The sequence below is a fragment of the Ignavibacteriota bacterium genome (assembly GCA_016707525.1).
In the GTDB taxonomy this organism is placed as follows: Bacteria; Bacteroidota; Ignavibacteria; order UBA10030; family UBA6906; genus JAGDMK01.
On the sequence record JADJHP010000001.1, the window covers coordinates 227386 to 241852 of the forward strand.

10 protein-coding genes are annotated in these 14467 nt (G+C 61.1%); all 10 read left to right on the plus strand.

Features of this window, described 5'->3' with window-relative positions; translation table 11 throughout:
• Nucleotides 1-1251, plus strand: a complete 1251-nt coding sequence (locus IPI01_00885; protein MBK7256387.1) for a methyltransferase — start codon at nucleotides 1-3, stop codon at nucleotides 1249-1251.
• A 63-nt stretch (nucleotides 1252-1314) separates the two neighbouring features.
• Nucleotides 1315-1998 (plus strand): HAD family hydrolase, encoded by a 684-nt coding sequence (locus IPI01_00890; GenBank protein MBK7256388.1) that lies wholly within the window; start codon nucleotides 1315-1317, stop codon nucleotides 1996-1998.
• The gene (locus tag IPI01_00895) at nucleotides 1995-2975 is read left to right on the plus strand and encodes a hypothetical protein (protein ID MBK7256389.1); all 981 of its coding nucleotides are present in this window, start codon (nucleotides 1995-1997) and stop codon (nucleotides 2973-2975) included. The genes IPI01_00890 and IPI01_00895 overlap by 4 nt, the downstream gene beginning before the upstream one ends.
• Complete coding sequence (locus IPI01_00900) at nucleotides 2972-5317, plus strand: right-handed parallel beta-helix repeat-containing protein (GenBank protein ID MBK7256390.1); 2346 nt, start codon at nucleotides 2972-2974, stop codon at nucleotides 5315-5317. Before IPI01_00895 ends, IPI01_00900 begins: the two co-directional genes overlap by 4 nt.
• 60 nt (nucleotides 5318-5377) lie before the next feature.
• A complete protein-coding gene (locus IPI01_00905) occupies nucleotides 5378-7654 on the plus strand; it encodes an RNA-binding transcriptional accessory protein (protein MBK7256391.1) in 2277 nt (758 codons plus the stop codon).
• 15 nt (nucleotides 7655-7669) lie between these two features.
• Nucleotides 7670-8629, plus strand: coding sequence for a bifunctional 4-hydroxy-2-oxoglutarate aldolase/2-dehydro-3-deoxy-phosphogluconate aldolase (gene eda, locus IPI01_00910; protein MBK7256392.1), 960 nt, complete (start codon nucleotides 7670-7672; stop codon nucleotides 8627-8629).
• A 70-nt stretch (nucleotides 8630-8699) separates the two neighbouring features.
• Nucleotides 8700-9785 (plus strand): sugar kinase, encoded by a 1086-nt coding sequence (locus IPI01_00915; GenBank protein MBK7256393.1) that lies wholly within the window; start codon nucleotides 8700-8702, stop codon nucleotides 9783-9785.
• Nucleotides 9786-10021: 236 nt separating this feature from the next.
• Entirely contained in the window at nucleotides 10022-11494 is a 1473-nt protein-coding gene (gene lysS / locus IPI01_00920) for a lysine--tRNA ligase (protein ID MBK7256394.1), read from the plus strand.
• Nucleotides 11495-11537: 43 nt separating this feature from the next.
• The gene (locus IPI01_00925; GenBank protein MBK7256395.1) at nucleotides 11538-13670 is read left to right on the plus strand and encodes a DUF1926 domain-containing protein; all 2133 of its coding nucleotides are present in this window, start codon (nucleotides 11538-11540) and stop codon (nucleotides 13668-13670) included.
• Nucleotides 13667-14407 carry a glycosyltransferase gene (locus IPI01_00930; protein ID MBK7256396.1) on the plus strand — a complete coding sequence of 247 codons (741 nt, stop codon included), beginning with the start codon at nucleotides 13667-13669 and terminating at the stop codon, nucleotides 14405-14407. The genes IPI01_00925 and IPI01_00930 overlap by 4 nt, the downstream gene beginning before the upstream one ends.
• The last annotated feature ends 60 nt before the right edge of the window (nucleotides 14408-14467 follow it).

The following is a 14467-nucleotide window of genomic DNA, read 5'->3' on the forward strand; positions in this document are numbered from 1 at the left end:
ATGACATCCCGCGAGCGATTGGCGTTGACGCTGCGCCATGAGCAACCCGACCGGGTGTGCGTGGATTTCGGGGGCACGGCGGTGACCGGCATGCACGTGAGCATCGTTTCTCAGCTCCGGCGGCGTCTGCTCGGCGATCCGACGTACCGCGTGAAGGTCGTGGAGCCGTATCAGATGCTCGGTGAGATCGATGATGAGCTCCGCGAAGCGCTCGGGATAGACGTCGTCGGCTCGTGGGCGCCGAAAGGGATGTTCGGGTTCCCGAATACGGATTGGAAACCGTTCACGCTCTTCGATGGCACCGGGGTGCTTGTTCCCGGCGGATTCGAAGTAACGGTGGATGAGAAGAACGACCTGCTCATCTACCCCGAAGGAGACCGTACCGTTGCAGCATGTGCACGGATGCCGCAGGGCGGGTATTTCTTCGATGCGATCTCGCGTCAACGGCCGGTCGTTGAAGAGGAACTTGATCCCGCGGATAACCTCGAAGAGTTCTCGCCGCTGTCGGACGCCGATCTGCAGCACTTCGCACGGCAGGCGGAACGGGGTGCGGGGCTGAAGAAAGGTGTCATCGTGATCGCTCCCGGCGTCGCGTTCGGGGATATCGCCCTCGTTCCGGCGCTCTGGAAGAAGAACGTCCGCGGCATCCGCGACGTGGAAGAGTGGTATGTCTCCACTGCCGCCCGCAGGGAGTACGTGGAGAAGGTGTTCGAGGGGCAGTGCGCCGTCGGGCTGAAGAATCTCGAGCGTCTCGCACGTGCGGTGGGCGACAATGCGCAGGCGGCCTTCGTGACGGGGACGGACTTCGGGACGCAGGCGGGCCTCTTCATATCACGCAAGGCGTATCGTGAATTGTACATGCCGTTCCACAAGATCATCAACAGCTACATCCACTCGCACACATCGTGGAAGACGTTCATCCACTCCTGCGGGTGCGTTGTGGACCTGATCCCGGACTTCATCGAGGCGGGGTTCGATATCCTGAATCCGGTGCAGACCTCGGCAGCGGGGATGGATCCCGCCTGGCTGAAACGGACCTATGGGAAGGACATCGTATTCTGGGGCGGTGGTGTGGATACGCAGAAAACCCTGCCGTATGGAACCCCGGAGGAGGTGTATCGTGAAGTGCGGGAACGCATCGCGCTGTTCAACAAGGGTGGTGGGTTCGTGTTCAATACGGTGCACAATGTCCAGGCCCTCGTGCCGATAGAGAATGTGGAGGCAATGTTCCGGGCGTTAAAGGAGGGATAGGCAGCGCGGAGAAGGGGGAATGGAAAAGAAACGATGCAGAGAAGAGAGGGCACGAAGGAACGCATGGCAGGTACGGAGAAGATCGGTGGTGTGATCTTTGACCTGGATGGGACGCTGCTGGACACGCTGGAGGATATCGCGGATTCGGCGAATGCGGCCCTTACAGAGCGTGGGCATGCGGTGCATCCGGTGGATGCTTACCGGTACTTCGTTGGCGACGGGGCGCCGACATTGATGCACCGCATACTCCCCGAAGGGGCCCGGACGGCCACAGAAGAAGCCGCACTGCTTGTCCGGTACAAGGAGATCTATGCGGTACGCTGGAACATCAAGACCGCTTCGTATGCCGGTATTTCCGGGATGCTTGCCGCTCTGTCGGCACGCGGCCTGCGCCTGGCGGTGCTCTCGAACAAACCACACGACGCCACCACGGAATGCGTGACAGGGTTCCTGAACGATATCCGTTTCGACATCGTGCAGGGACAAACCGCGGAGTTCCCGAAGAAGCCCGATCCTACCGGTGCGCTTGCCATTGCGCGGCGAATGGGTGTGGCCCCGTCCGACTGCTTGTACGTCGGGGATACGGCCACCGATATGCAGACCGCCGTCCGCGCGGGGATGATCCCCGTGGGGGCGCTCTGGGGATTCCGGACCGCGGACGAGCTCACTGCACACGGTGCCCGGCGGCTCGTGTCGCATCCATCGGAACTCATCGCACTGCTCGACGACAGGACCCTACGTTCATGACCCGTTCACCGTTCTTCGTTCCCGTGGTCTATGAGCACGCTGCGCAGCTCATCGGCAAACGCCCGTGGGAAGTGTCACGCGATGAGGACCTCCTCGTTGCAGGTCACGCCGCGGCGTATCAGGCATATCATCATTCGCCGATCGTGGCGGGGATCGACGTGTACAACGTCGAGGCAGAGGCCTACGGCTCGGTGCTCGGCGATGCCGGGGGCATCGCGATCCCTTCGGTGGAACGGCACGCATGTTCGGAGGTCGGGGAGATCATCGATGTGAAGGCTCCGGATCTCGCCTCGCAGGGGCGTTGGCCCGTGGTCCTGGGTGCGGCCCGACGATTGAAGGAGAGGTTCCCTGAGGCGCAGGTGTGTGTCCCCTTGAGCGGACCGTTCTCCATCGCCAGCAATCTTGTCGGATTCGAGGAACTTCTGTTCGGTGTCCTGGAAGACCCTGCTCTCGTGCGCGAGGCGCTGGTCCATCTCGCACGCCATCAGGCGGCGATCATCCGGGAGATCCACCGGATGGGATTGGCGTGCATCGTCTTCGAATCGGCGGCGACGCCACCGCTTCTCTCGCCTGCATCGTTCCGGGATGTGGAATTGCCCGCCCTGCGCGTCATTGCCACGGACCATGCCCTGGCAACGGGTGAGGCTCTGGCGCTTGTGATAGGCGGAAACACGGTACCGATCCTGCCTGACCTGATCGATCTTCACCCCGGCATGTTGATCTGTCCGTCCGAGACCGACCGCGCACGGTTCATGGAGATCATGCGTGCACATCCGGGGATCATGGTCCGCATCAATATGTCGCCGGCCGTCTTTGCGGCGGCAGGGAGTGACGGCGCACAGGCCGAAGCGGATACAGCGCTCGCACTGGCGGCGGGCAGGGAACAGGTCTGCATCGGGACCGGTGTCTTGCCGTATGACGCCGATCCGGCGACCGTGCTGCGCATGCAGGCGTACGTGGAGGGACACAGACGATGACAGCGATACGGTGCGACAATGGTGGTGAGGCCCGGGAGGATCATCGCGGAGGTGTTCTACACGTCGCGAAGATCGCCCGAACCTGCAGACGCGTGGCGGCGGACAATGCGTGGAGAGGCATCCTTGCCCTCTTCCTTCTCCTGGCCGCGATCTCACCACTCGGCGCCCGCGAACTCGTCGTGTCGACGGCGGGGAAGGACACCAACCCGGGAACCCGCGCCCTGCCGCTCCGGACGCTGACGGGTGCTCGTGATGCGCTGCGCGCCATCCATACTCAGGGCTTCGGCCGCGGTGAACGTGATACGGTCTTGATCCGGGGTGGCGTGTATCGCCTGGATTCCACGTTCGTGCTTGAATCGCGGGATGGTGGATCCCGGCCGTTCCCGGTCCACTACACGGCCGCCCCCGGAGAGCAGGTCAGGATCATTGGCGGCATGGACCTTCCGCGGTCGTTGTTCCGACCGGCGACGGATCCTGCGGCCCTCAAGCGCATGCCCGCGTCCGCCCGGGCCCATGTGCTTGCGTGTGATCTGAACGAAGCGGGTGTGCGATCGTTCGGCAACCACCGTCAGGCCGGACACGGCCATGCCGTGGAGCCGGCACCACTCGAATTGTACTGCAACGGCTCGGTGCTCCCACTGGCGCACTATCCTGACAGCGGTGCGATCACGATCGGCGAGGTGATCGATCCCGGATCAGTGCCGCGCATCGGGGACTACGTGAACATCCGCGGCGGCACGTTCGTGTACACCGATCAGCGTCATGCGGCGTGGGCCGGAGCGGATGATGTCTGGCTGCAGGGGTTCTTCAAATGGGGGTTCGCGGACGACAAGATCCGTGTTCTCTCCACGGATACGGAGCGCCAGCGCGTCACCCTCGCGACGCCGCACATGTATGGTGTGGGCAACGGCGAGCCATTCAATCAGTACGTCGCCCTCAACCTTCTCGAAGAACTGACGATGCCCGGCGAATGGTATCTCGATCGGGCCACCGGAATGTTGTATGTGTGGCCTCCGTCCGGCCAGACGGATCTCGCCTTCTCGGTATCGGTCCTGGAGGCGCCTCTCATCGCATTCGACCGGGTCTCGGATATCCTGCTCGAAGGCTGCACGGTGGAACTCGGGCGGGGGATGGGCATCTCGGTTGAAGGTGGTGAACGTGTCACCATCGGAGGGTGCACCATCCGGAATGTCGGAACCTGCGGGATCGTGTTCGGGCAGGGTGCGCGCCAGACGTTCCCGCACCTCACGGCCGACGACTATGACGGTGTACCCGCGGCGCGTACGCTGGGTGCGTTCCAGATGCACTATTATAAGTACACCACATGGGACCGGCAGTGCGGAAGCGGACATCATGTGCTCTCCTGTGACGTGTACAACACCGGAGCCGGCGGGATTACGATCGGCGGCGGGAGCAAGAAAGACCTCGTTCCCTCCGGGTCGTCCGTGGAGAATTGCCGTGTGCACAAGTACAACCGCCACTACAAGGCACAGTGGGCGGGGATCAACGTGGACGGCTGCGGGGTGCTGATCGCCCACAATGAGATCTTCGATGCCGACCTGCAGGCGATCTTCGTGCGCGGCAATGACCACGTCTTCGAATACAACAACATTCATCATGTTGCACTGAACTCCAACGACGCCTCGGCATGGTATCTCGGACGTGATCCGAGCGACCAGGGGAACATCGTGCGCAACAACTTCTTCCATCACGTCGGCCGCCCGGACCGGAAGTGGATGATGGGCGTGTATTGCGATGATGCCACGTGCAATGTGAGCGTGACCGGGAACGTCTTTTATAAGGTGGCGTCCTACGGGACCGTCTACAGCAACGGCGGGCATGACATCGTGGTCCGGGACAACATCTTCATTGAGGGGTATGGCCCGGTGTTCCAGTTGAAATCGATGTGGTACGACTTCGGGCGGTTCGAGATCCCGTACTTCTTCGGGCCGAAGGGTGTGTACCGGCGCCGGTTGACCCGCGACCTGGACATCACGCGTCCGCCGTACAGCACGCACTACCCGCTCCTGAAGGATTGGTTCGATCTCATGCCTGACAGCGTGACCTATGTGGGGATGCGTCCGCGGCGCAACGTCTTCGAGCGGAATCTTGTGGTGAATTATGAAGAGACCTACCGGCTCGTCGGTGAGTATGCGCAGTGTGATTTCCGGGACAACTTCGTGGTGCGGGGTGATCCGGGGTTCATGGATATGCAGGCGATGGATTTCCGGCTCGACGGTGACGCGCCGGTCTTCAAGGCGATCCCGGGTTTCCAGGCCCCGCCCTTCGCATCGATGGGGCTCTACAAAGACAGGTATCGGCGCATGCTACCGGTGCAGTAGCATGCCGGCCCGCACGGGCCAGGAACACGGTGCACCGATGCACGAAAGGATGATGCTTCAATGATCGATATAGAGAAACTCCTGGCGGCGGAACTCTCGCTGCAGCCGGCCCAGGTCCGCAGTGCTCTCCAATTGAAGAGTGAAGGGGGGACGGTCCCGTTCATTGCACGCTACCGCAAGGAGCGGACGGGAGAGATGGATGAATTGCAGTTGCACATGCTCTTCGACCGCCACGCGTATCTTGTGGACCTCGAGGACCGCAAGGCTGTTGTGCTCGAGTCGATCGAGAAGCAGGGAAAGCTCACGGCCGAGCTGCGCGCGAAGGTCGAGGGCTGTACCCAGAAGACGGAACTGGAGGATCTGTACCTTCCGTACCGACCGAAGAAGCGTACCCGGGCGACCATCGCCAAGGAGAAGGGCCTCGAACCGCTGGCCGAAGCGATCAAGGCTGCGAATGTGCCGGCCGTGAAGTCGTTCGATCTTCCCGCGGTCGCCGCTCCGTATGTGTCGGAAGAGAAGGGCGTCGTAACAGCCGATGAAGCGATCGCCGGTGCTGCAGATATCATCGCCGAGGAGGTCGCGGAAAAGGCCGAGCACCGGGCACACCTGCGCGAATGGATCCTTGCCAATGGCTTCTTTACGTCCGAAGTGAAACCCGAGTTCGCCGCCGGTTCGACCAAGTTCGAGATGTATCGTGGATACAAAGTGAAGGCTTCCGATATCCATCCGCACAACGTTCTGGCGCTCCTCCGCGGCGAGAAGGAGGAGATCCTCACCGTCGATCTCGGATTCGAACTGGATCCGGTCGTCACGTATCTGCGGGAGCGGGAGATCCACGCGGGGGCCTCATCGGTCAGAGACCTGTATCAGGGTCTGCTCCTTGACGCCTTCGAGCGCCTCATGCGTGTCTCGCTTGCCGGGGAAGTGCGCGCGATGTGCAAGGAACGGTCGGATCGTGAATCCATCACCACCTTCGAAGCGAACCTCCGGCAGCTCCTGCTCTCGCCACCGGCGGGGATGAAGCCGACCATGGGTGTGGACCCCGGACTCCGGACCGGGTGCAAGCTCGCCGTGCTCGACGCCACAGGGAAGCTCCTTGAATATGAGACGATCTATCCGTCGAGGTCGGATGGAGAACGGAAGGCGGCGGCACGCAAACTCGGCGGACTGATCCTGAAGCATGGCGTGGACCTGATCGCGGTCGGCAACGGGACGGGTGGCCGGGAGACGGAGACCTTCGTTGCGGAGGTCCTCTCCGCACTCGACAGGCAACCCACCCGCGTCATGGTGAGCGAGGCGGGTGCCTCTGTCTATTCTGCCAGCATGCTGGCGCGCGAGGAATTTCCCGAGCTGGATGTGACCATCCGCGGCGCTGTGAGCATCGGCCGGCGGTTGCAGGACCCGCTTTCGGAGCTCGTCAAGATCGACCCGAAGTCCATCGGTGTGGGGCAATACCAGCACGACGTGGACCAGAAGCTGCTGAAAAAGCGGCTCGATGAGACGGTCGAGAGTTGCGTGAACTACGTTGGCGTGGACGTCAATATGGCTTCCCGTGAGCTGCTCAAGTACGTGGCGGGCGTGAACACGACCCTCGCCAAAAGCATTGTCGCGTATCGGGACGAGCATGGGCCGTACAAGAACCGCGAAGCATTGCGGCAGGTGCCGAAGTTTGGCCCGAAGACGTTCGAGCAGGCCGCGGGGTTCCTGCGTATCCGGGGGGGAGACAATCCGTTGGACAATTCTGCCGTCCATCCGGAAAGCTACCCGGTGGCGGAACGTATCCTCACGGACCTTGCCGTGAAGGTGGAAGACCTCGCGCGCGACCCCGGAAAGCTCGCCCTTGTGAAGCCTGCTGCCTATGTGACCGACAAGGCGGGGGAGCCGACCGTCCGCGATATCATCAATGAGCTCAAGAAGCCGGGACGTGATCCGCGGGCGGAGTTCCACTATGCGACGTTCAAAGAAGGCGTGAATGAGATCAGGGATCTTGCGGCAGGGATGGAGCTGGAGGGTGTCGTCACGAACGTAACGAATTTCGGTGCATTCGTGGACATCGGGGTGCATCAGGACGGGCTCGTTCACGTGTCGCAGATCGCCGATCGTTTCGTGCAGGACCCGACCACGGCAGTGCACGTCGGTCAGGTCGTGAAGGTGCGTGTGCTGGAGGTGAATGAACAGCTCAAGCGTATCAGCCTGACCATGAAGAAGGGCGGGACGGAGAAGGGTGGCGCGGAAAAAGGGAGCCACCAGAAGCACCACGGCAAGAAGGAGAAGCAGGCGGACAAGGCGCCGCACTACACGCTCGCCGATCTGAAACGTCGATTCGAGAACCGGTAAGGAAAGACAGGGACCATGCACGAGACCATTCGCACATTAGGGCAGTACGGGATCATCCCGGTTGTGGCCATTGACAATGCCGCCGATGCCGTGCCGCTTGCACAGGCGCTGCAGGACGGCGGTTTGAACTGCATCGAGATCACGTTCCGGACGGCCGCGGCGGCGGATGCGCTCGCTGCGATCGCGAAGGAATGTCCGACGATGCTTGCCGGTGCGGGAACGGTGCTGACTGTGGAGCAGGTGAAGAAGGCGAAAGCGAACGGCGCGAAGTTCATCGTTGCACCGGGCCTGAACCGCAAGGTCGTGGAGGCATGTATCGCTGAAGGGATGCCCGTTACCCCGGGGGTGTCCACGCCGTCAGATGTGGAAGCTGCTCTCGAATTGGGACTGGATGTGGTCAAATTCTTTCCCGCGGAGGCGGCGGGTGGTGTGAAGTTCCTGAATGCCATCAGCGCACCGTACCGGTCGGTGAAATTCATCCCCACCGGCGGGATCGACGAGAACAACCTGCTCTCGTATCTCAAACTGCCGCGCGTGCTGGCCTGCGGGGGCAGCTGGATGGTGAAACCCGAACTGATCAATGCCGGGAAGTTCGACGAGATCCGGTCGCTCACGGCGAAAGCTGTTGCGACCATGCTCGGGTTCGAATTCTGGCATCTCGGCGTGAACTGTGCGGCACAGGCGGAGGCCAGTGCTGCCGCATCCCTGGCCTCAGCGTCGTTCTCCATGGCGATCCGCCAGGGGGCGACCTCGGAGTTCGTGGGGAGCGGACTGGAATTCCTCTACACGCCGGGCCGCGGTGCGCACGGGCACATTGCGATCAAGACCAACTCCATCGAACGGGCCGTCGCGTACTTCGAGCGCCGGGGCGTGCGCACGATACCGGAGACGCGGGTGGAGAAGGACGGCAAGTTGCATGTGATCTACCTCGACATGGACCTCGCCGGGTTTTCCGTGCACCTCATCCAGCCGTAGCGATGAACGAGTGCGGCCGGATGCATTGACGACATGACCGAACGAATCATCATCTGAGAAAGACAGTCCCATGCCATTGACCATCAAGAGCGCTGCAGAAACCCAGTTCGACCTCCTCGCCCTCGGCGAATGCATGATCCGCCTGAGTCCGCCGGGACATCAGCGCATCGAACTGACACCGGTCCTGGAAGTGTATGCGGGCGGTGGGGAGTATAACGTCGCCTACGCGCTCTCACGGTACGGCCTGCGCACAGGATGGGTCTCGGCGCTCGTGGACAATCCGCTGGGGCACATCATCAAGAACCATGCACGCACCAGCGGCATGGACATCAGCGAGGTGCTGTGGGTGCCGTATGATGGGGTCGGGCGGTCAGACCGGGTGGGACTCAATTTCACCGAGGTTGGGATCGGTGTACGTGCGAGCGTCACGCTCTACGACCGCGGCCATACGGCGGTGGCGCATATGAAGCCGGGCGACGTGGACTGGAAGCGGATCTTCACGCAGCGCGGGGTGCGGTGGTTCCACACCGGGGGGATCTATACCGCGCTGAGCGACTCCTGTGCTGATGCCGTGCTGGAGGCGATGAAGGCTGCCCATGAGGCGGGAACGATCGTGAGTTACGATCTGAACTTCCGGAGCAAACTCTGGCCGAGCAAGAAGGCGATCGAGGTGACGAAGAAACTGGTGCCGTACATCGACGTGCTCATCGGCAATGAAGAGGACTTCCAGAAGGTCCTGGGCTTCGATGTGGAAGGAACGGACGAGAGTCTGAAGTCGCTCCCGGTCGAAGGCTACAAGAAGATGGTCGAACGCGTGGTGAAGACCTATCCGCACATCAAGGCGGTGGGGACGACCCTGCGCGAAGTGGTGTCGGGGCTCGTGAACAACTGGTCCGCGATCATGTATTATGATGGGACCTTCTACAGTTCGCGCCAGTATGAACATCTGGAGATCGAGGACCGGGTCGGGGGCGGGGACGGGTTTTGCTCCGGGTTCGTGTACGGTTTGTTGCACGGCATGACGCCGCAGGAGTGCATCGAGATGGGGGCTGCGCACGGTGCGTTGCTCCAGAGCACACGCGGCGACACGAGCATGGTGACGATGGAAGAGATCAAGCATGTGATGAAGGGTGGGAGCGCGCGGATCAAAAGATAAGAGCTCAATGGAAGATCGAGGATCGAAGATTGAAGATCGAGGATAGAGGAACGAGGATCGAGAAGTGAGGAGTGAAGACCGGTGTGCGGGGAGCGGCGACGAAGGGCGGGCACGCCGTATTTGTTGATTCTCTGGCGGTTTCTCGGTATCATATTTCTTACCACATTGACACACGTATCGACCTGGAGAGCTGAGTGACAACCCCGTTGCCTGAACAGGAAGACCTGAATGCCCTGATGACGCGCCGCCGCGAAGAATTGCAGGAATTGCTGCAGCGCGGCGTGAACCCGTATCCGTACTCGTTCGACCGCACGGCGTTGTCCGGCGGGATCAAGTCCGGATTCACGGATGACGCTCCGCCGCGCGATGTGGCCGTTGCCGGCCGCATCATGTCCCTCCGCAGGATGGGGAAGGCATCGTTCTGCCACATTGAAGATCCCGAGGGCCGTATCCAGATCTACCTCAAGAAGGACGATCTCGGGGAAGCGTATGATACCTTCCGGCTCATGGATATCGGCGATATCATCGGTGTGCAGGGGTTCGTGTTCAAGACGCGCACCGGCGAGGTGTCCATCCATGCGCGATCCTTCGAACTGCTTGCCAAGTCGCTGCGCCCCATCCCCACGCCGAAAGAAGTGGTGGATGAACAGGGGAACAAGACCGTCTACGACGGCTTCGCGGACAAGGAGATGCGGTACCGGCAGCGGTATGTGGACCTGATCGTGAACCCGGACGTCCGGGACGTGTTCATCAAGCGCGCACGCATCGTCTCCGCGGTGCGCCGGTTCCTGGACGGGCAGGGGTTCCTCGAGGTGGAGACCCCGATCTTGCAGCCGCAGTACGGCGGCGCGTTCGCGCGGCCCTTCATCACGCATCATAACGCGCTGGACATCGAACTGTACCTGCGCATCGCCGATGAGCTCTACCTGAAGCGCCTCATCGTGGGCGGGTTCGACGGGGTGTATGAGATCTCCAAGGACTTCCGGAACGAGGGGATGGACAAGTCGCACAACCCCGAATTCACGATGCTGGAAGTGTACGTCCCGTACCGGGATTATATCTGGATGATGGGCATGGTCGAGTCCATGATGGCCGAGGTGGCCCGCGCCGTGAACGGCTCGCTGAAGGTCACCATCGGCGGGACCGAGATCGATTTCACCCCTCCATGGAAGCGCCTCACGATGGCCGGGGCCATCAAGACGTATACCGACGTGGACATCACCGGGATGTCGGAAGCTGACCTGCGCGCAACGGCGAAGCGGCTCCATGTGGAGGTGGCTCCGGCGGATGGGTTCGGGCGGATCATCGATGAGATCTTCAGCGAGAAGGTGGAACACCACCTCATCCAGCCCACGTTCATCACCGACTATCCGGTCGAGATGTCGCCGCTGGCGAAGCGCCACCGGAGTGCGCCGGGGCTGGTGGAACGTTTTGAAGCCATCTGCAACGGACATGAGATCTGCAATGCGTTCAGCGAATTGAATGATCCGCTCGATCAGCGGGCACGGTTCGAGGAACAGATGAAGGCGCGTGCGCGCGGGGAAGAGGAGGTCCAGCCGCTGGATGAGGATTTCCTGCGCGCTCTGGAATACGGCATGCCTCCCACGGCGGGGCTCGGGATCGGCATTGACCGCATCACGATGCTCCTCACCGGACAGGAATCCATACGCGATGTGATCCTCTTCCCCCAGATGAAACCTGAGCGGTGAGATCCCGTCGCTTCCCATCATTCCCTACGCCTGGTTGACAGCCATGGATCCCCTGAACTTTGTCTACGCGATACATAACCACCAGCCGGTCGGCAATTTCGATTCGGTGTTCGAGGAGGCGTACGCGCATGCCTATCGCCCGTTCCTCGATGTGTTACACCGGCATCCGGGGGTGAGATCGACCCAGCACTGGACGGGCATCCTGCTGGAATGGATCGAGAAGCATCATCCGGACTGCATCGAGCTGTTGCGGGACCTGGTGCAACGCGGGCAGGTCGAGCTTCTGACCGGGGCGTACTACGAAGCGATCCTCGCGGTGATCCCCGAGAAGGACCGCATCGGACAGATCCTCAAGCTCACGGACACCATCCACCGCCTGTTCGATGTGCATCCCCGCGGCATGTGGCTCGCGGAGAGGGTGTGGGAGCCGCATCTCGTCTCCTCGCTCGTCCATGCCGATGTCGAATTCGTCATGCTCGATGACCTTCATTTCCGTCATGCCGGAGTGCCGGCGGACCGGTTGGCCGGGTACTACATGACCGAGGAGCTGGGCGCGCAGCTGAAGGTGCTGCCGATGGACAAGACCCTCCGGTACACCATTCCGTTCCGGGATACCGCCGATACCATGGATCATCTCCGGACCACCGCTGCTCTTCATCCGGGCGGACTCATCGTTCATGCCGATGATGGCGAGAAGTTCGGTGTATGGCCACGCACCTATGCTCACGTCTACGAGGAAGGCTGGCTGGAGCGGTTCTATGCTGCGCTCGAGGCTCCAGACGCCCCCGTGAAGATGATGCATGCCGGGGAGGTGATCGATGCCACGGAGCCGCAGGGGATCGTGTACCTGCCCACGGACAGTTACGTGGAGATGACCCTGTGGGCCCTTCCATCCCATGATCAGGTGAGTTTTGACCGCTTTGAGAAGAGGGTGGTCGATGCCGACCTCATCCCCGGGCACGAACACCACATCCGGGGTGGATTCTGGAGGAATTTCCTTGCGAAATATCCCGAAGCGAATCACATGCACAAGAAGATGCTGAGGGTATCCCGGAGGATGGCTTCGCTCGATCGGGAGCACGCTGTTCCCGGAGCGGTTCGGGATCACGTCTGGGCGGCCCAGTGCAACGATCCCTACTGGCATGGCCTCTTCGGCGGGTTGTATCTCCCGGCCCTTCGCTTCAATATATATAGAAACCTCGTCGAGGCGGAACATGGTCTCGATGCCTTGCAGAAGTTCAACGACATCGTTGTGGAAGAAACGGACTTCGATGGAGATGGATCGAACGAACTTGTTGTAGAGACGCGAGTTAACGACTACTGCTTCAAGCCTTCTCTCGGCGGCTGTCTCGTGGAATGGAGCTACAAGCCGGGCAGGGTGAATCTGCTGGATGTGCTCAGCCGTCGTGAGGAAGGGACCCATAGGAGGCTGCGCGAGGCCGGTCAGGGAGAGGGTTCCCGGGGCGGGTGGGATGAACTGCTCTCGAAAGAGCCGGATCTCCTTTCGCGGCTCTTTTTTGACTGGTACAGGCATGCGAGTTTTCTGGACCACATTTTCGGTACGGGAGTGACCCTGGAGAGGTTCCAGCATGCAGGGTATGAAGAATGGGGCGATTTTGTGAATCAGCCCTACCGGAGCACGGTGACCACCGAAGGGGAGCATGTTGTGCTCACCCTTCAGCGGGAGGGTGGGATCTGGCGGAATGGGACCAGACACGGGTTGTGCATCACCAAAACATTCAGGATCAGTCCACCGGACGGGTCCATGACCTGTGACTACGTGCTGGAGAACCGCGAGGTGGCCCCAGTTGAGTTTCGATTCGGGGTTGAATTGGTCGCCGGGGGGATGGCAGGGAGTGCCCCAGACCGTTATTATCTCATCGATGGCAAGAAGCCGGCAGATGGCCTCCTCCAGAGTGTTGGCATCGAGAAGGATGTTGCGGGTTTCGGGGTGCGCGATGAATGGATGGGTGTGAAGGTAGCGTACACCCTCGACAGGAACGCTGAACTCTGGCGCTTCCCCCTGGAGACCGTTTCCCTGTCGGAATCGGGCTTTGAGCGGCTCTATCAGGGATCGGTCATGGTTCCATCGTGGAATATCTCCCTGTCCGGGAAGGACAGCGGAGGTGGGGAGCGCTGGACAATGCGGATCACGATGTCTGCGGAGCACCGATGAAGGATGTGGGTGTGCGGTTCAGTGTCATCGTCCCCGCGGTGAACGAGGAAAAGCTGATCGAGCGGATGCTCCGGCAATTCACTCCGGAGATCGTCTCCCGGTATTCTGTGGAGATCATCGTGAGCGATGGCGGGAGTACGGACCGGACCCTGGCGATCGCGGGCTCCTATGCCCACCGGGTGGTCCGGAATGAGCCGTACGTCAAACAGACCATCTCCATGGGGAGGAATGCGGGGGCACAGGCGGCGCAGGGGGAGGTCTTCATTTTCCTGAATGCCGACACGCTCCTGCAGGACCCCGACTATTTCTTCAGGAGGATCGGGGAGGAGCTTCCGGTGAAGGATATCGTCGCGCTGACGAGCAGTGTGCTCGTCTACCCTGAGGAGGAGCGGCGGATCGACCGGTGGTACCACGGATTCTACAACTGGTTCTTTTATATGATGAACCAGGTGGGTATGGGGATGGGGAGGGGGGAATGCCATGTGATCAGGAGAGAGACATTTGAAGCTCTTCATGGGTATGCATCCCGGATCGCAGCTGGCGAGGATTATGATATGTTCCGGCGGCTTGAGAGCCAGGGCCGGATCAAGTTCCTCCGTGACGTCGTCGTCTACGAATCACCCCGCAGATATCGCCGCTATGGCTACGCGTATGTGACCGCATCGTGGTTCCTCAATTTCCTCTCGGTATTCTTCCTCCGGAGGTCGATATTGAGCGAATGGAAGCCCATTCGCTGAAGTTTGACTTTGAGGGGGAAAATGGATAACATTCCCACGGGTACGTCTATAAATGTGCAG